The organism is Agrobacterium sp. MCAB5, assembly GCF_052114365.1.
Lineage (GTDB): Bacteria > Pseudomonadota > Alphaproteobacteria > Rhizobiales > Rhizobiaceae > Agrobacterium > Agrobacterium tumefaciens.
The window spans coordinates 452,078-474,376 of sequence record NZ_JBFREP010000004.1 but is presented as its reverse complement, the minus strand read 5'-3'; the positions used below and the strand labels follow the sequence as shown (position 1 = coordinate 474,376).

Here is a 22,299-nt window from a genome sequence, read left to right as displayed (position 1 = left end):
STTTCCGTTTGATCAATATGACGACACGCCTGCCCGTGMTCTTCCGAACAATYAGTCGGGTAATGCTGGGCACAACCTCCGATGCCCTGCGTCGTCAGTCCCCGATATCCAGTGATCTATATGTCGATCTCTACCCAGGACGAGGTCAGGCTGGACCGCACGGCCGCATCGATGAATGCGAGACCCGCAAGGCCGTCCTCTATGCCGGGATAAATCACATCCCCGGCGGCTGCTTTTCCCTCCCTTTTTGCGATGATTGCGTCTGCGGCTTCACGGTAGATCGTCGCAAAACCCTCGAGATATCCCTCCGGATGCCCTGATGGCACACGGCTGACGCGGTTGGCGGCAGCGCCTGCACCCGCGCCATTGCGCGTAATCAGCCGCTTGGGCTCGCCGTAAGGTGTGAACCACAGCTCGTCCGGCACGCGGTGATGCCATTCAAGGCCGCCCTTATCGCCATAGACCCTGAGCGACAGGGCGTTTTCATTGCCGACRGCGATCTGGCTTGCCCACAGCATGCCCTTCGCGCCGCTTTCGTAACGCAGCAGAATATTGGCGCTGTCATCCAGCTGCCTGCCCGGAACGAAGGAAGTGAGATCTGCGTAGAGGCTCGCGGGAATTTCACCGGTCACGAAGGCGGCGGCGTTGAAAGCGTGGGTGCCGATGTCGCCGATTGCCCCGCCCGCGCCAGAGCGGCTCGGATCGGTGCGCCATTCCGCTCCCTTTGCGCCGGTCTTTTCAACCGCTTCGGTCAGCCAGTCCTGCGCATATTCGGCCTGGACATGGCGCAGCTTGCCTATGGCACCGTTGGCMACCATCTCCCGCATCTGCCGCAACATGGCATAGCCGGTGTAATTATGCGTGAGGATGAACAGCCTGTCGGATGCCCTCACGCTCTTCGCCAGCTCCTTGGCCTCCTCCAGCGTCGCTGTGACGGGCTTGTCGCAGATGACGTGGATGCCAGATTCGAGAAAGACCCTGGACGGGGCGAAATGCAGGTGATTGGGGGTGACGATGGCGACCGCCTCGATACCGTCTTCACGACCGGCCTCGGCCGACGCCATCTCCTCAAAAGAAGCGTAGGACCGCTCGGGCGCAATGCCGAGCAGGGTTGCCGAAGCGCTGGCGCGTGCCGGGTCGGAGGAAAGTGCACCGGCGACCAATTCGTAACGGTCGTCGAGCCGCGCGGCGATACGATGCACCGCGCCGATAAAGGCACCCTGACCGCCACCCACCATGCCGAGACGAATGCGGCGGCTATTAAATCTTGCTGTTGCGGAGGACATGTCTATCCCTTTCAAAGCCCGAGAAGGCGACGGTTGGCGGCATCATCGGCGCCGCTTTTGGCGAAATCGTCGAAAGCCCGTTCGGTCACGCGGATGATTTGATTTTCAATGAAGCCGGCACCTTCACGCGCCCCGTCCTCCGGGTGTTTCAGCGCGCATTCCCATTCCAGCACGGCCCATCCTTCGAAGTCGTATTGGGTGAGCTTGGAAAACACCGCGCCGAAATCGACATGCCCGTCGCCGAGTGAGCGAAAGCGCCCCGGCCGGTCGACCCAGCCTTGATAACCGCCATAGACGCCGGACCGGCCGGTCGGATTGAACTCGGCATCCTTGACGTGAAAGGCYCGKATGCGCTCGTGGTAGATATCGATGAAATCAAGATAATCCATCGCCTGAAGCACGAAGTGCGAGGGATCATAAAGGATGTTGGCGCGGGAATGATTGCCGGTCGCCTCCAGAAAACGCTCGAAGGTAATGCCGTCATGCAGGTCTTCGCCGGGATGCAGCTCGTAGCAGAGATCGACGCCATTCTCCTCGAATGTATCGAGAATGGGCGTCCAGCGCTTGCCGAGTTCAGCAAAGGCCATTTCGACAAGACCTGCGGGGCGCTGCGGCCACGGATAAACGAAAGGCCACGCCAGCGCGCCGGAAAAACTCGCATGGCTCTTAAGGCCCAGATGCTGCGAGGCTTTCGCCGCGCACTTCAGCTGGTTGACCGCCCATTCCTGACGCGCCTGCGGTTTGCCGCGCAGTTGGGCGGGCGCAAAACCGTCGAACATCTCGTCATAGGCAGCATGAACAGCGACGAGCTGGCCCTGAATATGGGTTGAAAGCTCGGTGATCTCGACGCCTGTCTCGGCCAGACGTCCCTTGATATCATCGCAATAAGCCTTGGAAGCGGCAGCTTTCTCGAGATCGAAGAGCTTGGGATCGGTCGGCACCTGAATGCCCTTGTAACCAAGGGAAGCCGCCCATTGGCCAAGATTGTCGAGCGTGTCGAAGGGTGCCTTGTCCCCGACAAATTGCGCGAGGAAAATCGCCGGGCCTTTGATCGTCTTCATGTCCTTACACTCCTTGCATTCACAGTCTGGCCGCTACCGGTGCGGCGAACGGCAGGGCGCGACCGAGCCGCGCACCACCAGTTCCGTATCCAGCACGATGGTTTCGGCCGTGCGTTTGCCATTTAGCCGGTCGACCATCAGCGCCATGGCTTTGCGGCCCATTTCCTGCCGGGGCTGGCGCACTGTMGTTAGCGGTGGTTCGAARGCATTGGCGAAAATTATATCGTCGAAGCCAATRACCGAGACATCGGTCGGCACGGACAGCCCGCGCCCGCGCAGCTCGCTGATTGCGCCAATCGCCATCTGGTCGCTCGAGGCGAAGATGGCGGTGAAGGAAATGCCGTTTTCGAGAAGTCCGGCAATCGCCTGTCTACCGGCTTCGATGCTGTAATCGCCTGTCACGACGAGTTCATCCGCGTAACCGATACCCGCTTCCTCAAGCGCGTCGCGGTAGCCCTCGAAACGCTCCTGTGCCAGACTTTCCGGAAAAGGTCCGGCGAGATGTGCGATCTTCGTGTGCCCTGATTCGATCAGATGATGCACGGCGTTTTTGGACGCGGCGCGGTTATCGACCTTGACGGTGGGCAGCGCAATGCCTGGCACGGTTTCCGAAGCGATGACGATCGGCGGCAGCGCGTCACCCTGACCGAGAAGCTCTGAAGGAAACTGGCCGGTCATCAGGATGAGGCCGTCAGCATGTTTCTGCCTGACCATGTCGATATGTGTCGCCACGCGGTTTTCGTCGTTACGGGCGTCGCCCATGAGCACCTTGAATCCCGCCTCCCCCGCCGCTTCCTCCACGCCCTTGTAGATCTCGAGATAAAACGGGTTGCCGATATCGCGAACGAGAAGAATGACGGTATTGTTGGATTGACGCCTGAAGCTTGCGGCCTGGGCGTTGGGAACAAAGTTYGCCTGCCTGACGGCATCGAAAACCTTCTTCCTCGTTTCCGGGCGGACTTTGTCGGGTTGTTGCAGCGCCCGTGACACGGTCGCRATYGAAACGCCCGCGAGAGCTGCAACTTCCCTGATATTCGAACCTTGGTCTTTGCTCATCTGTCACACACGCAACTGCTTTTGGCGGCCATAAAGCAGCATCAGCGCAAGTAACGTGACACCGAATATGATCTGCCGGGCCCATACATCGAGGTTGAGCGTTATCAGTACGCTTTGCAGAATGGTGAGCGCAACTGCCCCGGCCATGGTTCCGATATATCCGCCCGCACCACCGGCAAGCGAAGTGCCGCCGATGACAACAGCGATGATCGATGGAAGGACATATTGGTCGCCGACAGAAATGAAGGAGGTGCCGGTATAACCGATCACGCAGACCCCGGTCAGACCGGCAAACAGGCCGGACAGGCCGTAAAGCAGCGTGCGGATCAAAGACACGGGCAATCCGACCAACGTCGCCGCCCGCTCATTGGAGCCGATGGCGTAAATGGAGAAGCCGAAGGCCGTGCGGCGCAGCACGAACAGCATGATCGCGGCAATGCCAAGCCAGACGAAGAGGACGCCGGGAATACCGAAAACGAGAGGCCGGTTGATGAAACCCGCCAGRAGSGGCGCCGCCGCACCTGATGGAACGCCCTGCGAATAGACCACMAGCCCGCCCTGGATCACCGCTGTCATGCCSAGTGTCATGACCAGCGGCGGAATGCGCACGAAGGTGATGCCGAGGCCATTGATGAGGCCGATCAGGAAGGGAATGCCACCTGCGACCARTATGGCGAGCGGTATTCCGACATTCTGTCCGTTCATCATGTTGCCGGCAAGGACCGCGCCGAGCGAGATCATCGCGCCGACGGACAGATCGATGCCTTCGCGTCCGCCAAKGATCACAAGATTTTGGCCCGCCGCGACGATACCGAGAATRGCSGCGATCGTCAGCAGCCGCACGATCTGCGACCCCTGTGCGAAGCCGGGCGACAACAGTTCGCCGACCAGCAGCAGGAAGACTGACGCGCCAATCGCAATGGTAAGCGGATCGGTGATGATGGATTTGATTTTCAAACCGGAATTTGTCATCTCAACGCCTCGTCACCAGAACGCCGCCGGCAAGTGCCGTCAGCACGATCAACCCCTGCACCAATGTCTGGTACTCGAAGGGCAAGCCCGCAAAGAAAATCACATTGCCAATCATGCCCAGCACCAGCGCGCCGGCGATCGATCCTGTCGAGCTGCCGAACCCGCCGGACAGTGCTGTGCCGCCAAGAACGACCGCCGAAATGGAGGAGAGCGCCAGGCTTGCACCGAGCAAGGGGTCGCCGGAGGCGGTCTCGCCCGTCAGGCACAGCGCTGCGAGCGCCGAAAACAGACCGGAAATCATGTAGGCGCCAATGCGAATGCCGGAGAGGCGCAGGCCCGTCTGGAAAGCGCCCGTGCGATTGCCGCCCACGGCCAACAAATGCACGTGAAACGGAATGCGCGACACAACGAGCGTAAAGGCAATRCCAGCCAACAGCATCCACAGCACGAAAGGCAAACCGATGAAGCTGCCGGAATAGGTCTGCCAATAGGCTTCGGGCACGGGAAGACCGGCCTGCGGCAGAACCCAGATCGCCAGACCGGCAAAGATGATGCCCGTCGCGAAGGTGGTGACGATGGGCTGGAAACGCAGGCCGGATATGAACAGGCCGTTGACCAGCCCACAGATCAGTCCGACCGCAACTCCCGCTCCCATACCTGCAACGACGGCACCTGCCGTTCCGCCAAGTGCAGCGATGACGCTGACGGTAACGACATTGGCGAGCGCTACGATGCTTCCGACCGACAGATCTATATCCCCCGCCAGAATGACATAGGTCTGACCGATGGCGACCAGGATCAGGGGAAGAAATGTCGTCAGATTCGACTGCAATACGGCCGGCTGCACGAAAGACGGCTGCAGAAACGTGTTGACGCCGATGAGAACGGCCAGAACCACAAGAGTTATGATCCAGGGTTGCTTGCGCATAAAACCGAGGGAATTCATGCGGCGTCTCCATAGGCGGCGCGGGTCATGTTGACGGATGTCATGTCGGCTCCGGTCAGCTCCGCAGAAATGCGTCCGCCGTTGAACACGAGAATGCGGTCGGCATATTCGAGGATTTCCGCATCTTCCGAGGAATAGAGAAGAATGGTCGCGCCCGCGTCAGCCTGCTGGCGCATAAGCGCGAAGAGATCGGCCTTGGCGCCAAGATCGATACCCTTGGTCGGATCATCGAGCAGCAGCAGTTTCGGTGCGGTGGCAAGCCAGCGGGAAATGAAGATTTTCTGCTGGTTGCCGCCTGAGAGCGTGCCTATCGGCATATCCATGCCAGCAAACTTCGTCTTCATGTCGTCCGCGACCTTCTGCACTCGCGGCTTCAGCGTCGCGGGCCGGACCAGTCTCATCTTTTCGCGCACCATCAGAGCTGCAACAAGATTTTCGAAGATCGACCGGCCCTGAAGCGAGGCATCACGCCCGCGGTCGCCCGACACATAGGCAAAACCGTTATGAACCGCCTGCGAAGGCTTGCCGATGGCGACATCACGGCCCTCGAACTGGATTTGCCCGGCGGCAAAGGGGCTTGCGCCGAACAGGCCCTTCAGCAAGGCCGACTGGCCCTGCCCCTGCAATCCCGCCAAACCGACGATTTCACCCGGATAGGCTTCAAGACTGACACCGCGAACACCCTCGCCCGCAACGTCCGTCACCTTCAGGCTGGGCGCTGAACCTGCGCGTCCCTGCTGGCGGGCAGGCGCGGCGCGGACATCGCCGACCATGTCATGCACCACGGCCTCGCGGGTGGTAGCGGCGGTGTCGAGTTCCGAAATGGTCGCACCGTTACGCATGACGGTGATGCGGTCGCAGACAGCAAAAACCTCATCGAGCCGGTGGGAAATCATGATGGTGGAGATACCGTCCGCCTTCTTGGCTCTGAGTATCTCAAAAAAACGCTCGGACTGGCGGCCATCAAGTGCCGCCGTTGCCTCATCCATGATCATGAGGCTGGCATTCTGGGCGAAAACTTTCAGGATTTCGACGAGCTGGCGCTGATCGGGCGGCAGATTGCCGACGATCGCATCCGGCTCCAGACCGGTGCCGGCAACACCGTCAAACAGCGCGATCAGCCTGCGCGCCTCGGCTTTCAGGGCCTTGCTGTCGACAAAAACGCCGCGCTTCGGTTCGCGACCGAGAAAAATATTGTCAGCGACGGAAAGCTGCGGAATGAGGCTTAGCTCCTGATAAAACAGCGCAATGCCGGCATTTTCGGCRTCACGCGGGCTTTTGAAGCGCACGTTTTCGCCGTTGAACCGGATGGTGCCGCTGGTCGGCGCGACCGCACCTGCAACGATCTTGCAGAGCGTGCTCTTGCCGCAACCATTCGCACCGAGCAGCGCGTGAATTTCACCGCGACCAACGGTCAGCCTGCCGTCGGAAAGCGCACGCACGGCGCCAAAATTCTTCTGTATGCCGGCCGCTTCCAGAGCGTTCGCCATCGGATGTCCCCGAATTTTACTTGTCATTGTGCTTCGTCACTGGCGGACGCGCGCAATAAGCGGTCCACATTCGAATTTCAGGTTTCGGGCTGGCGTTTGCGGCCAGCCCGAGACTGATCTTACTTGAAGAACTCGCCAGCCTGTTCCGGCGTCACGGTTGCCGTGACAGACCAATAGCCCGGCTTACCTTCGGCGGACTTGATGTTGTCCGCGAGGTTGTCGTTGCTGACGAAGGGGATCGGAATATAGATGGCGTTGCCGTAGGTACCGCCGAAAATGCCGTCCTTGAATTCCTTGCCCTGCAGCTTCAGAACCGCAACGTTGAGCGCGCTGGCCATGACACCCGGAGGATTGACGGAGGCGCCGGAGTTGAACTTTTCCTTCTCCCAGCGCGTCATGAAGTCCTTGCGGATTTCACCTGTCGCGGCGATGTCCTTGGTCTTGCCGGCGGCTTCGATTGCGCGCCATGCGCCATCGGCCATGCCGTCCTGCACCCACACACCGCTGATATCGGGATAGGTGGCGAGAAGGTTCTGCATCGCCTGCTGGCCCTGCGCCTGATCCCAGCTCGCATTGGCTTCGTTCAGCACCTTGATATCAGGATATTTCTTGAACACTTCGCGGTAACCGGCGACGCGGGCTTCGTTGGCGGGATTGCCGGCAATACCGTTGATCGCGACGACGCTTCCCTTGCCCTTCAGCGAATCCGCAAGCCACTGTGCGGACTGTGCCGCCCAGGCCTTCTGGTCGATGCCGACATAGATCGCGTCCTTAGAAGAAACTTCCGCGTCGGTTGCGATGACGAGAATGTTGCGTGCCTTCGCCTGAGCGAAGATCGGATCAAAAGCAGTCGGGCTGCCGGGATTGATGAGGATCGCATCGACGCCCTGGTTCATGAAATTGCGGATATGGCCGATCTGCCCCTGCACATCGACATTACCGCTCTGAACGACGACTTCGACCTTCACACCCTTTTCGCCCCACGCCTTTGCGGCAGCCTGGGCTTCCTCGATCATCTGCGTGCGCCACTCGCTGCCGACGAAAGAATTGGAAAGACCGATCTTGAAGCTCTGTTCCTGAGCATGCACGGACGTGCCCGCCGCCAGCACCATAGCGGCAGCAGCCATCAAATGTTTAAACATGAAAATTTGCTCCTCCAAGCACGGTTTTTAACCGATGAAACCGTTTACATRAGGGAATGTAACCGGTTTCATAAATGAGTCAACCCAGCTGGGATTTTTTATGCACCCATTGCCACAGCAAATTGCCGACCCTTGGCGGAGAGATGGGGCGGCAATTTAAGGAGGAACAGCGGCACCATATTGGCGTGGATTTCAGGGCCGGCGGACAGCTTGAAGCTCCGCTATCTCAACAAGAACAAGCTGCTGGCGTGCGTCTATAGACCGGTTGGCGTGAGACTAATTGCCCCCATCCACCATCTTGGTACGGGCCAAAGTATCCGCGAGATCGTTCCCGGCTATACCGGAGTGTCCCTTGCACCACGCTATCTCGGCGTTCGGATTACAAAGGAGCAAACGATCCACATTCTGCCACAGACCGCCATCTGGTATCTGTCGTTTGCGTTTTCGCGAATCTGGATTGATGCGTTTCCACCCGTTGCTMCGCCARATTTCGCGCCAGCGATGGCAACCTTCCATCACGTGAGCGGAGTCTGTCCAGAGCTTGGCTGGCCGGCCTGGAGCCTGTGCATCGAGCCATAAAAGTGCATTCATGACCGCCATGACTTCAAACGAATTGTTTGTAAGTCCGATTTCCGTTCCTCGCGCAGCATGGATCTGCCGCTCGGTTTCAAACACGATGAATGCCCAGCTTCCCGATAATGCAACAGGGTCGTACGAACCATCCGCGTAGATGACGAGTGGAGCAGTCATGGAGCTCGTTTCCTTGCGTCAGAGGCGCTTGGAAAGAATGACAGCGCTTTCGGGTGTTTTCTGTAGATAGCTTGTACAATCATCTTATTCGAGTCAGATTCACGTCTAGGGATGAAACATGATCTTCAAACGCATCGTCGCAGGAATAGTCGATCTCATCTTGCTCATCAGTGTGGCGTTTGCACCGACATTCATCGCCGCAGAGTGGCTACCGCAATATATGGACGCTCCAGCGGGGCAACCGCCGACACCTCTGATGGGCGTAACGCTTTTATGGCTGGCATCCGTGTTGTTTTGCTATTTCCCGGCCTTCGAAAGCAGCGCCTTCATGGCAACTCCCGGAAAACTGCTAATGCGATTAAAGGTCGTCCGGCGCACCGGCGAAAGACTGACTTTTACGCAAGCGCTCTATCGCATGGTCTTCGGCCCGCTCGCAATATGGTTTCTGCCCTGGTACCGCGACCATTTCTCCGGTGGTGCAATTGTAAAAGACCGCTGAGTTCGTGGTTGTGTGATTTCACACTCAGCCCCTCACCTTTCCCGTTTCCCATTACCATTCCCGTTTCAAGGACGGCGGCAGGTCAGGATGAAACGACGGTAGACGAAAGTTCGCAGCCTGTTGCGCAGGTTGGTGTTTTTCCGCTGCGCTCTCGCAATCGGGGCATGTGAGTGCAGTTCGATGCCGGTAAAGCCGGCGGCGATCAGGAGCGGTGTCAGCATCTGCGGGCGCAACCCCTGCCCGAACGGAAGCGCCTTCATGATTGCGGCATGATGGCTGCTTTGGGCACCATCGTAATTCTTGTCGGCCCCCACCAAAAGATCGATGAGCCGGATCAAAAGGCTGGCGAGACGCCCTGCCGGTTTTGGCGTTGCCCAGTCACCATCGAAAAACAAGAGCCGACCGCCCGGACGAAGCAGCCTGAACCACTCGCGGAAGGTCTCCTCAGGCTGCGTCAGTGTCCAGACCAGATGCCTGCAAATGATCGCATCATAGGACGCATCCGGCTCCATGGTGTTTTCGGCATCCGCCATCACGAAACGTAGCCTTGGTTTTCCCGCATGTTTGGCGCGCGCTACGGATAACATCGCTTCTGAAAAGTCGAGTGCCGTGACCTCGTGGCCGAGATCATGAATAAGCCGCGTCACCTCGCCGGTGCCACAGGCCAGTTCAAGGATATGTTTCGGCTCAGGTCCCATCAGGTCGCGGATCGGCTTCTGCCATGCATTGGCCTCGGCGCCAGCTGCTATCTTGTGTCCAAAGGCCAGATCGAAAGTCTCTGATCTTTTCGACCAATAATCGCGGATTTCCTCCTTGAGATCGAAGTTGCCGCCATCCATGGTCTATTCCTTTGAGTACTCAAATCGCATCCGCTGCGGCGAATGACAGCTTGCTTCACAATGTGATGCCAAGTTAGCCCATGCGACATCGCTGGAAAATCAGAAGTCTGTGGCCCCGAGATATAGATCATAATAAACCTATATATTTCAAGATATAAGTTCAGTTTCCTGATGTGATTTATAACTCTCCTGACGCCTCCCGACGCCTTTGCTCGAGCTCTTCGCTATACCGCCTCAGCGTATGGCTTTCCGTCAGCAGGCCCACGGGTCGGTTTTCGATCTTGTCGTTGACGACAACCAGAGCTTCGCTTTCGGTAGCATCGAAGGCTGCCGCCGCCTGACGTGCGTTCATCGCCGGCAGCAGCACGTCGTTCTTGTAATTGAGGTAGGTCTCGAGGCTGATCTTGGAGGGATCGCGATCCATCGGATCGGCGTAGATTTCCGGCACSAGGACCATGCCGGCATAACGCCCGTCRTCATGTGTCATGATAACCCGCTGCGTCGAGCCTAGCGGAAACTTCTCCTTGAASGCGGGAAGACCCATGCTGACATTGGCCTTGCGAATATCGGCGCGCATCATCTTGCCCACCGTCAGGTCGCGGATCCAGCCGATATCGTGGGCGCTGCGAATGCTTTCGCCCCGTAGGTGAAAACGCCAGGTGGCGAAGGAGTAACCGAAGGTGGTGCGTACCACGAGCGATGTCGTGATGACGGCCGCCAGCACCAAAGCCGTGATCTGGAAGTCTCCGGTCAGTTCCAGCGCCAGAAACGTCATCGTSAGAGGACCGCCGATAATGGCGGCGGCAAAAGCACTCATGCCGACCACGGCGTAGACCACGGGTGCTGTCGAGCCATAGCCGATATAGGGCGCGCAGAGTGCGAAAATCTTGCCGACCAGCGACCCCATGAACAGCGAGGCAAAAAACAGGCCACCGCGGAAATTCGAGCCGATGGAAATCGCGCTCGCCGCAGCCTTCAGCAGGAAAAGCCCGGCCAGCCCGTATATCGTCAGATCGGCATCGATGTTGAGATGGAGCGCACCGTGGCCGCTCGACAGGACCTGCGGTGAAATCAGCGCAAGTGCGCCCACCGCCACGCCACCGATTGTTGGACGCAGCCATCCGGGAATGGCGCTTTTGCGGGCCGTTTCCTCGATAAGGGAGACCGTCTGCATCAGCACGATGCCGATAAACGCACATACCATGCCGAGAAAGATGGCCGGTACATAATCCGGCGGCGTCACACGGCTGGCATCATAGATATCGATGGACAGGCCATGTCCGCCGATAAGCCCTGCCACGATGCTGGCAACCAGCGCAGAGACAATGAGCGGCGCGAGTGTCACTACGGTGTAGGTGCCGATGATGAGTTCTATGGCATAGAATGCCCCGGTCAGAGGCGCGTTGAAGGCAGCGGCAATGGCACCAGCAGCACCACAGCCGACGAGGATGCGCATGTCTCCTCGTCTCAGCTTTAGCTTGATGCCGATCTTGGAAGCGACACCGCTGGCGATCTGCGTATAGCCTGCCTCAAGCCCGACAGATGCGCCGAAACCGTTTGAAACGATGTTCTGCACGCAGACGATGATGCTGTCCGTCAGCGAAAGGCGGCCGCCATGCAGCGCATTCGCCTCGATAGGGTCGACCATCGGCTTTTTGCGGGTTTTCGAAAGAATGAAGAGGATCAGGCCGAGTACGATGCCGCCAATGACCGGCCCGGCAAGCACGATCCAGCCGGAGAGYTCACTGCTRCTCAGCCGCTCGACACCGAAGACCAGCACATGAAGGGCCGTACTCAATCCGCCGATCAGCGCCACCAGAAGGCCGGCCGCAATGCCGATGAGGACGGCGAGAGCCACCAGCCCCAGCTCGCCGCGCCGGAACATCGCCCGCAGGCGACTGGAGCGCAGATTGTCGAAGAAGCTCGCCATACTGGGTGCACGGAAAGGCCGGGTCGACATGCTGTTCCTTTTCAGGCGGTATTAGGGCGCTTCAATCTCGAGTTCGACTTCGAAACGCATCTGGTCGTAAGCCGGTTCAACATGATCAGGCGTTTCGCGCATCACCGTGTCATAATCGAGCGGAATGTGCATATGGGTCAAGATCGCCCTTTTGGGTGCAAATCTATCGATCCAGCCGAGCGCCTGTTCGAGCGAGAGATGGCTGGGGTGATAACGGTGCTGCAGCGCATCGATGATGAGGACGTCGAGACCGGCAAGCTTGGGCACGCTTTCGGTCGGAAAATCGCTGACATCGGTGCAATAGGCAACATCGCCAATCCGAAAGCCGAGCGAGTGCACGTCACCATGCTGCTGCATGTGCACGTTGAAAGGTATCGCCCCGCCTGCCCCGTCGATGATCAGGGTCGCGTCGATATCGGCGATGATCCTCGGCTCGACGATCGGCGGATAATTGCTGCCCGGAGGCGTTTCCAGGCAATAGGCAAAACCATCCCAGATGCGCGCCATGGTGACAGGATCGGCATAGATCGGAATGCGGCTCTGCTGAATGGCGAAATAGATGCGCAGATCGTCAATACCGTGCAAATGGTCGGCGTGGGCATGAGTGTATAGAACCGCATCAACGGCCTCCACTTTGGCGGCAATCATCTGCTCGCGAAAATCAGGCCCAGTGTCGATGACGACGGTGGTCTTACCGCCATCAGGTCCGATCTGCTCCACCATGAAGGCCGCACGAGTACGCCGATTTCTGGGGTTTTCAGGATCGCAGGCGCCCCAGTCGCCGTTGATGCGCGGYACGCCGGGAGACGACGCACATCCRAGAACCGTAAAGCGGCGACGGTAGATTGCCACGCCTACACCCTTGTCATCTTCGAAAAGCAGCGGAAAGCATTCTCGGTGGTGATTTCGGCCATGCGCTCGAACGAGATGCCATGTACCTCGGCCAGCACTTCCGCTGTGTTCACCACATAAGAAGGCTCATTGCGCTTGCCGCGCCAACGCTTGGGCGCGAGATAAGGCGCATCCGTTTCCACCAGCAGACGGTTGAGCGGCACGGTGGCTGCAATATCGCGGATATCCTGCGATTTCGGGAACGTCAGAATGCCGGAAAAGGATACGTAACCGCCAAGTTCGACGCCGGTGTTAGCGAGATCGGGACCTGCGGAAAAGCAGTGCAGGATAAAGGGAAAAGCACCCTTGTCGCTTTCTTCACGCAGAATCGCAGCCATGTCCTCATCAGCGCTGCGGCTGTGTATGACGAGCGGAAGCTTGGTTCTCCGCGCCGCCTCGATGTGGCGAACGAGGCCGGTCTTCTGGTCTTCCGGCTTTTGCGTGTCGTAGAAGTAATCCAGCCCCGCCTCGCCGATCGCCACGATCTTGTCATGGCTCTCGGCAAGCCGCACAAGCTCGTCGGCCGAAATGTCGAGTTCTTCGTCGGCATTGTTTGGATGCGTGCCGACCGAGCAGAAAACCGACGGATATTTTTCCGCAATCTTCAGAAGCTCGGGCAGACGGCGCACCCGGGTCGAGATCGTCACCATCTGGGCAACGCCGGAAGCATGGGCGCGGGCGATGATATCGTCGCGCTCAGCCTCGAAATCGGGAAAATCCAGATGGCAATGCGTATCGATCAGCATGGTCGTCGCCTTCACGCTTCCGGCGCGACGTAACGCGGGAAGACCGGCTTCGGTGCCTCAAGCGGCGTTCCCGGAACCAGACGTCCGGCTTCGCCGAGTGCGGCAAAATCCCGTTTGTCGGCAGGGGCGGCTACGAGATCGAGCAGCTTCTCGCAGGATCCCGGCATGAAGGGCTGCAACAGAATGCCGATCTGGCGGACGACTTCCGCCGTCACGTAAAGCACGGTGCCCATGCGCTCTGGATCGGTCTTCTTCAGAGCCCACGGCTCCTGCGACGCGAAATAGCGGTCGGTTTCYGAAACGACGGCGATGATGGCYGCAAGCGCSCGATGGATGAGCTGTTTGCCCATTTCCTCACGGCAGAGTGCCAGAAGCCCGTCGGCGGAGGCGAGCATCGCCTTGTCTTCATCGGTCAACGGCCCGGGCGTCGGGATCTGTCCGTCACAATTCTTGACGATCATCGACAGCGAGCGGCTGGCCAGATTRCCGATGCCATTGGCAAGATCTGCGTTGATGCGGGTGGCGATGCCCTCTTCGCTATAGCTGCCGTCCTGGCCGAATGAGACTTCGCGCATGAAGAAATAGCGGACCTGATCGAGACCGAAATGGTTGACCAGATTGACCGGATCGACGACGTTRCCGAGCGACTTAGACATCTTCTCGCCCTTGTTGAGCAGGAAGCCGTGCGCATAAACCCGCTTGGGCAGCGGCAGCTTGGCGCTCATCAGGAAAGCCGGCCAATAGACCGCGTGGAAGCGAATGATGTCCTTGCCGATGATATGCACGTCGGCCGGCCAATATTTTGCGCGCGGACCGTTCTTGTCTTCRATGTAACCCGTAGCGGTAATGTAGTTGGTCAGCGCATCGACCCAGACATACATGACRTGCTTCGGRTCATCAGGAACCTTGATGCCCCAGTCGAAYGTCGTRCGGGAAATMGACAGGTCYTTGAGGCCGGATTTGACGAAGGAGATGATCTCGTTKCGACGCTCAGCGGGACCGATGAAATCCGGGTTYTCCTCGTAGAGCTTCAGCAGCTTGTCCTGATATTCGGARAGCTTGAAGAAATAGCTCTCCTCCTCGACCCATTCGACGGGCGTGCCCTGCGGCCCATAGCGAACGCCGTCSGCGCGCACTTCCGTCTCRTCCTCGCCGTARTAGGCCTCGTCGCGCACTGAATACCAGCCGGCATARCTGTCCTTGTAGATATCGCYGCTRTCGGCCATCAGGTTCCAGATATTGCGCGAGGTCTCGTGGTGACGTTCTTCCGTGGTGCGGATGAAATCGTCGTTCGAGGCGTTGAGCAGCTTGCCCATCTCGCGGAACTGGTCGGAATTGCGCTGCGCCAGCTCTTCCGGCGAAATGCCTTCCGCCCGCGCTGTCTGCTGCATCTTCTGGCCGTGTTCGTCGGTGCCGGTCAGRAAGAAAACATCCATTCCRTCCAGGCGCTGAAAGCGTGCCATGGCATCCGTCGCAATCAGYTCGTAGGCATGGCCGATATGCGGCTTGCCGTTAGGATAGGAGATTGCGGTGGTGATGTAGAAGGGTGTCTTGTCTGTCATGACGGTCTATCGACTTTACAGGCTGTTTTTTGGATAGACCGCTCTTAAACGATTGTTCGCAACAGCGAAAGCAAAAGCGTACGTTCCGTACGATCTCTTGGGTCTCACACGCCGCGAACATCTTCCAGAATGGAAAGCACCATCTGCTTCTTGTCGAGATTATAGGCCTGCGCCACGGTAATGCGTTCCGAAAGCGTCGACGAAAGGCGCGCATGTTTCTCTGCCGCCGMGATATCACCGGCCATCGCCGCCGCTCTCGCWCGCGCCATCAACTCCTCCGTCACGTGCTCCATGAAGAAGCCGAGAACAATATCGCCGTCCTTCTGTGCCAGAACTTCGGCAAGCTTGTGCATCTGCTTGCGTGCACCGGGCCCTTCGGCCGTCATGACGGAGGCGAGCGCCTCCACAATGTCGGAGCCGCCGTAATTCATCAGTTTTAACGCCTGCGCGACGCTGCCCTTGGAGGCGGAAAGCAGCGCATCCCGCTTTTCGCCAGCCGGGCTGATACCGAGATGATCGAGCGACTGCACCATATCCGCATCCGAAAGCGGCAGCAGCCGGAGCGGCATGCAGCGCGAGCGGATGGTCGGCAGCAATTTGCCCGGCGCATGCGACAAAACGAGGAACATCGCCCGCTTTGGCGGCTCTTCGAGTATTTTCAGAATGGCGTTTGCGGCATTGCGGTTTAGATCGTCAGCCGGATCGATGATGACGATACGCCAATTGCCGGTGCCCGAGGTCTGCGAGAAGAAGTGCCCTGCCCGCCGCACCTCATCCACCGTGATGGCGGATTTCACGCGGCCGGTCTTTTCATCCGCCGGGCGGGTCAGATGCAGCAGATTATGCGACGCACCGGAGGTGATCTGCCGGCTGACAAGCGATTCTATATCGGGATCGGCCAGGAAATCCGGTGCGGTGGCTGGATCGGGATGGGTAAGTACGTGGTTGGCGAAACGGAAAGCGAGTGTTGCCTTACCAATGCCTTCAGGGCCTTCGATCAGGATCGCATGGTGGCCCTTGCCGGAGCGATAGGACTGCGCAAGAAACGCTTCCGCTTCGCCATGGCCGAAAAGCTTCGTGTTCTGCTGCGGCGCAATTGCGCCGTCGAGAACGCCCTGAACCTCACTCATGCGCCGTGCCCGCCGCAGTCTCCAGCCGCTCGAGCAAAGGCTCGACAAATGACATGACGTCTTCCGTCACCTTTTCTTCCGGCTGATCGGCATTGACGATCCGACAACGACGCGGCTCGGCAAGCGCAATATCCAGATAGGCTTCACGCCGCTTCTCGTGGGTCTCGATTTCCTCTTTTTCGAAACGGTCCGGTGCGGCACCCTCATCCGCACGCTTTCTGGYCCGGGCAAGGCCCTTTTCGGCGGCGATATCGAAGATCAACGTCAGTTCCGGTACGACGCCATCAATAGCAACGCGTTGCAGCGTCTCGATGAAATCCGGCTCCAGATTGCCGGTCGTACCCTGATAGACACGGGAGGAATCAAGAAACCGGTCACAAAGCACGATTGCGCCACGTTCCAGTGCCGGGCGAATGACCTCCTCGACRTGGTCGTTGCGCGCTGCCGCAAACAGGATTGCCTCCATGCGCACGCCGAAGGATTCGGCAGCACCCGACAGCAGAACATGGCGAACAGCCTCYGCCCCCGGCGAACCGCCCGGCTCACGGGTTACGATCACATCGAARCCACGGYCGCGAAGCGCCTCGGCAAGCGTGCGAATCTGCGTCGACTTGCCAGCGCCTTCGCCRCCCTCGAAGCTGATGAACAATCCGGTCTTTTCGGCCAATGTCACGTCCTGTGAGGAATTCTCAGAAATATCGAAATGCCTGTTTACAGCATCGAACCGAAAAGTGTGAAGCGCTTTTCAGAAAATCCGGTGTCTGAACAAAAGCATAGGGAAAGTTGCGGCTTGCGGGATAGGCATCAGAGCCAGAACAGCAGCAATTCCTTGAGCGCCCCGGCTGCATTCTGGGTCAACGTGCCCTTGCCGACTGCCGTTCTCGTGTAAAGCGGCACTTCCCGCAACAGCCTTTCGCCCGAAAAAACCTTGAGTGTGCCGACATTCGCACCAGTGTCGAGCGGCGCATTGAGCGGCCAGCGATAGACGATCCGCCCGGAAATACGCTCGGGATTATTGACCGGTACCAGCACGCTGACATCTTCCCGGGGCGACAGGTCTATATSCGAGACRTCGCCACCGTAGACGCTGACCGAACCGACGGCTTCGTCCTTTGCAAAAAGATGGCGTTTTTCGAAGGCCGTCAGCCCCCAGTCAACCACCCGGCGGGCTTCGTCCTGCCGCGTCTTGTCGTCCGCRATGCCGCCAAGCGCCAGATAGACCCGGCGCCCTTCCCGCTCTGCCGAAACGACTGCTGCGAAACCGCTGCCTTCCGCAAAACCAAGCCCGAGACCGTCTATGCCGTTACCCAGCAGCGAGTTCTTGTTGCGCTGGAAAATCCGGTTCCATTCGAAATCCGGCTTGGTGAAAAGCCCATAGCGATCGGGATAGGTATCGCGCAGATGCTGGGCGAGAAGCACCATATCCTTCGCGGTCGTCTGGTTGCCCGGATCGGGAAGACCCGTCGAATTGGCAAAGACACTGCGGTTCATGCCGAGTTCGCCGGCTCTMACCGTCATGCGCTTGGCGAAAGCGGAGTCGGACCCTGCCATGCCTTCGGCGACAATGATGCAGCCATCATTGGCGTTCTGCACGATAATTCCCGTCAGAAGATCGTTGACGCTGACGGAAGATTTCAGCGCTGCAAACATGGTCGAGGTCCGCGACGGCGCGCCACCCGTGCGCCAGGCATATTCAGAAACCGGATAAGCTGTCTCGGGCGTTACCTGCCCTTTGGCCAGCGCATCCAGCATCACCTCCACAGTCATCAGCTTGGCAAGCGAAGCGGGCGGAAAGGATTGATTTTCATTCTGGGAAAGCAGCACCGTGCCGGTTTCGGCATCRATCATATAGGCCTGTTCGGCCTTGGCGATGAAAGGTGCTGTTTGCGTTTGCGCTTGCGCCGGACCGTTACCGAAAAACGCAAATGCGAGCGCTGCCGCGACCGGGAGAAAAGAACGATGAATGGCCTTGTGCATGAAACCGCCCAGCTTTCCCTGCCGCAACCCGCCGCTCGCGACGAAAACGCAAGTCAGCCATAAATTCTTCAACCCGTCAGCGCGTCTTCGCCTGCTGACGCTTCACATGGGCAAGTATGGAATCCTCATTGAGCGCTCCGCGATCGACGAGCACGCTGTCGAACGCACGTGAGGTTCTCGAAACAGCAGAGGATTCCTCGGAATAAGCCGCTGCATATTTGGACGACGGCGTTGGCACGCGCAGATAGTTGCCGCCAGGTGCTGCCGGCTCACGCGTGAAATTGCCTTCCGGGCGTTCCGCCAGGAACGGACCGATTTCCGGCAGAATTGCAAATTGTTCGAAGGCCGGTGCGGGGCCGTTGACAAGCGGCATGGCCTGGAGCGCTGCATTCTTTTTGGTACCAACCAGCGCCGTCTGCGTCGAAGCACCGTAATTCGGGTTGGATGTCGGGGCCGGCACGAAATTCGGCGAAGCCGAAGCCACCATGACACCAGTCGCGATCTGCCCTTCCGGCGCAACACCCGGAGAACGAGAGCCCTTCGGAACATAGGACGCCATCAGATAAGGCATGTCGTGCCCATCAAGCGGCGCGCGGCCTGCATATTGCACCCGCACATTCGCCGTTCCAGTGCCCTTCATGTCGAGAAGATCTGCGGTCTTGCTGGAAACGTCGATCAGGCGACCTTCATGGAAGGGTCCGCGATCGTTGACGCGCACCAGAACCGATGCACCGTTTTCCATATTGGTGATGCGCGCATAGCTCGGCAGGGGAAATGTCGGATGCGCAGCGGAAAGATGTTCCTTGTCATAGACCTCGCCATTTGCCGTCAGGCGGCCGTGGAAGGCGGAACCATACCAGGAGGCAAGACCGGTCTTGTTGTAACCCGGCTCTTCCTTCGGAAAATAACGTCGGCCCTTGACGGTATAGGCATTGCCGAGAAGCTCGCGCCCGCCGCCCTTGGGAATATTCTGGCCGTCGGCCACGCGCGGGCTGGCTTTGACGCCATATTCCGATTCGGAGAAATATTCCTTGCTGCGCTTCTGCTTCGGTTTGGTCTCAGAGGTGGTGGAACACGAGGCTGTCGCGGCGCAAAGCACGGAAATTGCAAGCCACTTCACGCCCGATCTGGCGTTGATGCCGAGTTTCTTGACCGTAGATTTCAAATCGTCTGCCCCACGCTGCTTGCAGGCTCGAAGAACCGCACCCTCATTTGCCTCGATGCATGCCCCTGCCATCGAAGCACCTAACAGTCGCTTAATCTTGTGTATAACGTGGCAAAAATGCGAACGACTTCTGCAAATTCGATAAAATTGTAATGAACGTGGTTAACGATTTATGTCTTTTCCGCAGMGCGKGAAGCCYGAYGSGCCTKTAAACGCGCCGTCTTGAGATGTCTCCTGCTCAAGGAACAAACGAAGCCCGACCGCGTTTTCTCCTCGCAAACACACGAGCTTCCGCCGGTTTTCGGCTGAGTGAGGGAACATGATCAAGTCAATAAAAACCGCCGGCCTGGCACTCGGCATCGCGCTGATGTCCATTGCCGCCCCTATTCACGCAAGTGCGCAGGACATGGAGCTGCGGATCGGCCCAGACGGCGTTCGCCCGGTTATACGTGATCGCGACCGCGACATGGACCGACGAGGACCTCCGCGCATGCGTGGCTGCGGCGAACGCGAAGCCCGCGCCGCCGCCCGCGAGGCAGGCCTGCGCGACCCCGAAATCGTGCGCGTCACCCCCGGTCGCGTCGTTGTCCAGGGCTTCACCCGCCGAGGACCGGAGCGCATCACATTCGCGAACGAACGCGGCTGTCCAGAACTCTAATACATTAATAAACGGAACCCGCCGACAGGCGGGTTTCTTCATTTCGGTGATACAAGAAATTTCCAAGCTAAAGTACACCGCRTCGCTAACGCTGCCGGTYCTGTTGATTTCAAACTGTCTGTTTGGAATTTTATGGCAGATGGGGTGGGATTCGAACCCACGGTACGCTCTCACGCACGCCGGTTTTCAAGACCGGTTCCTTAAACCACTCGGACACCCATCCATCGGTGGTGAGGCTTTATAGCGTTTTGAAAAAGGCCGTCAATCCCGATGGCGCACGCGCGCACAGCCTCTTCGTATCCGTCAGCACCTCATTGTCCTTGTGTCGTTGCAGGCGGCAGCAGAGACCCCTCGCCCGAAGGAAGTGCCGGACTTTGCTGAGGCGAGTGGAATAGCGCCAGACTCAGCACGATTGCCACAAGCACCAATAAAAGCGCCACGAAGAAGATTCCGGATTTATCCATGCGTCTGCTCATGTGCCGTTATGTTAGGCGCGAATATGTGCAATTCGAGGCAATCGAAGAATAAAACGATCTCCTGTCAAGTTGCCTGACAGATTTGGCCAGTTGATATTCCTAAATTCTTCCTGCTTGAGCAAATTTTATGCGTCGGCGTACTGTTTGGGACGGAAGTGGCCTATCGCGTCAGTAATATTGTCATTTATATAGCCGCATCGCTCCCGGGCATTGCCCAACTTTCCCCGAGCGATCAACCTGCCCCGCCCGTTTGCGGGGCTTTTTTCTTTTATACTACCGAAAAACTGCGACCGGCGGATAAAGGCTGGGTGTGCGTTACCTGCTTTATGGTTCAGACACTGATGCTCGGTCCGCCGTCGACGTGCCGAAAACCGCCCCGGAAAATATCCTCGAAAAGGTTCAGCAGCGCCGGCGGTAACGTGTCGGAAAACTCCATAATGATCTCGTTGGCGCGATTGTAGGAATAGATGGTGCAAAGCGTCAGCACCAGCAGCACGATCCACGGCCAGATTGGCTTGCGCTTAGGCGGCGCCCCATTGGGTTGTTGCGGTACAGTCATCCCGGCACCTTCCGTTCAGGCCTTGACGCGCGGTTCGCCTCCCGGCGCATAGGCGGTTTTTTGCAGGAAACGGAATATGTTGCCGCACTGACCGCAGCGGATCATGAATTCCGTTGGATCGACCGAGGCACGCTCGGTGCGGAAGCCACGCGGCATTTCATCAACGCGAAAATCGAGGTTACGGCGGCCTTTCTCATCCGATTCCGACACCTCGGCAAAACCCTGATGACCGCATTTGGAACATTCGAGTTTCCGGGAATATCTGTCGCGCGCTGCCATATGCCGTCCTTTGCTTGCACCCTATCAGGTAGCAGCGGCAAAACAGCATTTCAATGGCGATCGCCGCAGGTTAAAGCTTTGCCCGTCTGTTTTCAGTGTGGAAAACGCGTCCAGTGGCAAGAACAAGTCGGAAGCTCATGCACAACGAAGCCCCCCTGCTTTCATCCTCCCTGATACGGCGCGCCGTCATCATTGCCGTCATTATTATATGCTTTGTTGCTGCCCTTAATATCGGCGTTAAATGGTACGGCGAGCGGATCCTTCAGGCGGGCCATACAACAGCAACCGATGCGGTGGAGATCACAATCGGCAATGACCGGCTGAAACTTGCGAAAAACACGCTGCGTGTACCTTCCGACCGCCATGATGGAGAGCGAGAGCGGGCCGATCTTTATCTCACCTGGCCGGATCTCAAGGGATATGAAGACTCCAATCGCGCTGTTTTCGATGATCCGGCGCAGGCAGCAGGGCTTATTTTCATCCAGCTATCGCAAAGCACGATGTCTGAGGACATGTCCGGCCGTTTCGGGCCGATCTATGCCCGGTTGACGGAAGGAGAGCCTGTGCCGCTGAAACACGGCCTCACACTGCACCGCCTGCGTGCCGACGCAGGTTACGGCAAGGAAGTCATATTGACCGGGCAGCGAGAGGGCGAAAGCGACTATGTCGTGCGCTGCCTTCTGCCGCAAACCCAGCAGGCGTCGACGGGCAGCGACTGCCAGAGGGATATCCACGCCGGCCAGGACCTCAGCCTGTTCTACCGATTCTCCGCAACCTTGCTGCCACAATGGAAAGAACTCGACGCAGGCGTGAAACGCTACATCGAGCAGCGCCTCGTAAAAGACTGAAATCCGT

The 22,299-nt window shown here is 58.4% G+C and carries 22 protein-coding genes and 1 tRNA gene; 3 read left to right on the top strand and 20 right to left on the bottom strand.

All coding sequences use genetic code 11. The features are described from left to right. Positions 1-116 precede the first annotated feature (116 nt). From AB4Z23_RS13095 to AB4Z23_RS13060, 8 genes are all read right to left on the bottom strand, one after another. On the bottom strand, positions 117-1,286 hold the full coding sequence (locus AB4Z23_RS13095; protein WP_421476796.1) for a Gfo/Idh/MocA family protein: 1,170 nt from the start codon (positions 1,284-1,286) through the stop codon (positions 117-119). Positions 1,287-1,297: 11 nt separating this feature from the next. Then, positions 1,298-2,347, bottom strand: coding sequence for a sugar phosphate isomerase/epimerase family protein (locus tag AB4Z23_RS13090; protein ID WP_421476794.1), 1,050 nt, complete (start codon positions 2,345-2,347; stop codon positions 1,298-1,300). A 33-nt stretch (positions 2,348-2,380) separates the two neighbouring features. Beyond that, on the bottom strand, positions 2,381-3,403 hold the full coding sequence (locus AB4Z23_RS13085; RefSeq protein WP_441360267.1) for a LacI family DNA-binding transcriptional regulator: 1,023 nt from the start codon (positions 3,401-3,403) through the stop codon (positions 2,381-2,383). 3 nt (positions 3,404-3,406) lie between these two features. Beyond that, positions 3,407-4,375 carry an ABC transporter permease gene (locus AB4Z23_RS13080; RefSeq protein ID WP_441360266.1) on the bottom strand — a complete coding sequence of 323 codons (969 nt, stop codon included), beginning with the start codon at positions 4,373-4,375 and terminating at the stop codon, positions 3,407-3,409. 1 nt (position 4,376) lies between these two features. Further along, entirely contained in the window at positions 4,377-5,321 is a 945-nt protein-coding gene (locus AB4Z23_RS13075) for an ABC transporter permease (RefSeq protein WP_013636087.1), read from the bottom strand. Then, positions 5,318-6,811 carry a sugar ABC transporter ATP-binding protein gene (locus tag AB4Z23_RS13070; protein WP_013636088.1) on the bottom strand — a complete coding sequence of 498 codons (1,494 nt, stop codon included), beginning with the start codon at positions 6,809-6,811 and terminating at the stop codon, positions 5,318-5,320. Before AB4Z23_RS13070 ends, AB4Z23_RS13075 begins: the two co-directional genes overlap by 4 nt. Positions 6,812-6,930: 119 nt before the next feature. Continuing rightward, positions 6,931-7,953 carry a substrate-binding domain-containing protein gene (locus AB4Z23_RS13065; RefSeq protein ID WP_003515239.1) on the bottom strand — a complete coding sequence of 341 codons (1,023 nt, stop codon included), beginning with the start codon at positions 7,951-7,953 and terminating at the stop codon, positions 6,931-6,933. Positions 7,954-8,229: 276 nt separating this feature from the next. Next, a complete protein-coding gene (locus AB4Z23_RS13060) occupies positions 8,230-8,703 on the bottom strand; it encodes a ribonuclease H family protein (RefSeq protein WP_421476791.1) in 474 nt (157 codons plus the stop codon). A gap of 118 nt (positions 8,704-8,821) precedes the next feature. Here AB4Z23_RS13060 and AB4Z23_RS13055 point away from each other — a divergent pair, with 118 nt between their 5' ends. Next, positions 8,822-9,202, top strand: coding sequence for an RDD family protein (locus AB4Z23_RS13055; protein ID WP_013636091.1), 381 nt, complete (start codon positions 8,822-8,824; stop codon positions 9,200-9,202). Between the two features lie 65 nt (positions 9,203-9,267). Here AB4Z23_RS13055 and AB4Z23_RS13050 read toward each other — a convergent pair whose 3' ends face one another. The 9 genes from AB4Z23_RS13050 to AB4Z23_RS13010 all read right to left on the bottom strand — a co-directional run bounded on the left by AB4Z23_RS13050 (position 9,268) and on the right by AB4Z23_RS13010 (position 19,472). After that, positions 9,268-10,041 carry a class I SAM-dependent methyltransferase gene (locus AB4Z23_RS13050; protein ID WP_441360265.1) on the bottom strand — a complete coding sequence of 258 codons (774 nt, stop codon included), beginning with the start codon at positions 10,039-10,041 and terminating at the stop codon, positions 9,268-9,270. A 178-nt stretch (positions 10,042-10,219) separates the two neighbouring features. Next, positions 10,220-12,001: a chloride channel protein gene (locus tag AB4Z23_RS13045; protein ID WP_113473201.1), complete on the bottom strand. Its 1,782-nt coding sequence runs from the start codon at positions 11,999-12,001 to the stop codon at positions 10,220-10,222. Between the two features lie 21 nt (positions 12,002-12,022). Continuing rightward, complete coding sequence (locus AB4Z23_RS13040; protein ID WP_065658521.1) at positions 12,023-12,853, bottom strand: MBL fold metallo-hydrolase; 831 nt, start codon at positions 12,851-12,853, stop codon at positions 12,023-12,025. A gap of 2 nt (positions 12,854-12,855) precedes the next feature. Further along, positions 12,856-13,638: a TatD family hydrolase gene (locus AB4Z23_RS13035; protein WP_113157770.1), complete on the bottom strand. Its 783-nt coding sequence runs from the start codon at positions 13,636-13,638 to the stop codon at positions 12,856-12,858. 11 nt (positions 13,639-13,649) lie between these two features. Further along, positions 13,650-15,200, bottom strand: coding sequence for a methionine--tRNA ligase (gene metG, locus AB4Z23_RS13030; RefSeq protein WP_441360264.1), 1,551 nt, complete (start codon positions 15,198-15,200; stop codon positions 13,650-13,652). Between the two features lie 104 nt (positions 15,201-15,304). After that, entirely contained in the window at positions 15,305-16,330 is a 1,026-nt protein-coding gene (locus AB4Z23_RS13025; protein WP_441360263.1) for a DNA polymerase III subunit delta', read from the bottom strand. Beyond that, complete coding sequence (gene tmk, locus AB4Z23_RS13020) at positions 16,323-16,997, bottom strand: dTMP kinase (RefSeq protein WP_441360262.1); 675 nt, start codon at positions 16,995-16,997, stop codon at positions 16,323-16,325. Before tmk ends, AB4Z23_RS13025 begins: the two co-directional genes overlap by 8 nt. 137 nt (positions 16,998-17,134) lie before the next feature. Then, positions 17,135-18,307 (bottom strand): D-alanyl-D-alanine carboxypeptidase family protein, encoded by a 1,173-nt coding sequence (locus AB4Z23_RS13015; protein WP_441360261.1) that lies wholly within the window; start codon positions 18,305-18,307, stop codon positions 17,135-17,137. 76 nt (positions 18,308-18,383) lie between these two features. Then, positions 18,384-19,472: a septal ring lytic transglycosylase RlpA family protein gene (locus AB4Z23_RS13010; protein WP_025593441.1), complete on the bottom strand. Its 1,089-nt coding sequence runs from the start codon at positions 19,470-19,472 to the stop codon at positions 18,384-18,386. 319 nt (positions 19,473-19,791) lie between these two features. Between AB4Z23_RS13010 and AB4Z23_RS13005 the strand changes: the two genes are divergently transcribed. Continuing rightward, positions 19,792-20,130 carry a hypothetical protein gene (locus tag AB4Z23_RS13005; RefSeq protein WP_065658523.1) on the top strand — a complete coding sequence of 113 codons (339 nt, stop codon included), beginning with the start codon at positions 19,792-19,794 and terminating at the stop codon, positions 20,128-20,130. Between the two features lie 133 nt (positions 20,131-20,263). Here the strand turns inward: AB4Z23_RS13005 and AB4Z23_RS13000 are convergent. From AB4Z23_RS13000 to AB4Z23_RS12990, 3 genes are all read right to left on the bottom strand, one after another. Then, positions 20,264-20,353, bottom strand: a tRNA-Ser gene (locus AB4Z23_RS13000). Between the two features lie 584 nt (positions 20,354-20,937). After that, the gene (locus AB4Z23_RS12995; protein ID WP_441360260.1) at positions 20,938-21,165 is read right to left on the bottom strand and encodes a hypothetical protein; all 228 of its coding nucleotides are present in this window, start codon (positions 21,163-21,165) and stop codon (positions 20,938-20,940) included. A gap of 15 nt (positions 21,166-21,180) precedes the next feature. After that, on the bottom strand, positions 21,181-21,444 hold the full coding sequence (locus AB4Z23_RS12990; RefSeq protein WP_065658525.1) for a hypothetical protein: 264 nt from the start codon (positions 21,442-21,444) through the stop codon (positions 21,181-21,183). A gap of 137 nt (positions 21,445-21,581) precedes the next feature. Here AB4Z23_RS12990 and AB4Z23_RS12985 point away from each other — a divergent pair, with 137 nt between their 5' ends. Then, on the top strand, positions 21,582-22,292 hold the full coding sequence (locus AB4Z23_RS12985; protein ID WP_065658526.1) for a hypothetical protein: 711 nt from the start codon (positions 21,582-21,584) through the stop codon (positions 22,290-22,292). Positions 22,293-22,299: the final 7 nt, after the last annotated feature.

What these genes read in the sequence shown, in the direction of transcription:
- AB4Z23_RS13065 (WP_003515239.1), bottom strand. Translation starts at nt 7,953, where the DNA reads ATGTTTAAACATTTGATGGCTGCTGCCGCTATGGTGCTGGCGGCGGGC.
- AB4Z23_RS12985 (WP_065658526.1), top strand. Translation starts at nt 21,582, where the DNA reads ATGCACAACGAAGCCCCCCTGCTTTCATCCTCCCTGATACGGCGCGCC.
- AB4Z23_RS12990 (WP_065658525.1), bottom strand. Translation starts at nt 21,444, where the DNA reads ATGGCAGCGCGCGACAGATATTCCCGGAAACTCGAATGTTCCAAATGC.
- AB4Z23_RS13050 (WP_441360265.1), bottom strand. Translation starts at nt 10,041, where the DNA reads ATGGATGGCGGCAACTTCGATCTCAAGGAGGAAATCCGCGATTATTGG.
- AB4Z23_RS13035 (WP_113157770.1), bottom strand. Translation starts at nt 13,638, where the DNA reads ATGCTGATCGATACGCATTGCCATCTGGATTTTCCCGATTTCGAGGCT.
- AB4Z23_RS13005 (WP_065658523.1), top strand. Translation starts at nt 19,792, where the DNA reads ATGATCAAGTCAATAAAAACCGCCGGCCTGGCACTCGGCATCGCGCTG.
- AB4Z23_RS12995 (WP_441360260.1), bottom strand. Translation starts at nt 21,165, where the DNA reads ATGACTGTACCGCAACAACCCAATGGGGCGCCGCCTAAGCGCAAGCCA.
- AB4Z23_RS13055 (WP_013636091.1), top strand. Translation starts at nt 8,822, where the DNA reads ATGATCTTCAAACGCATCGTCGCAGGAATAGTCGATCTCATCTTGCTC.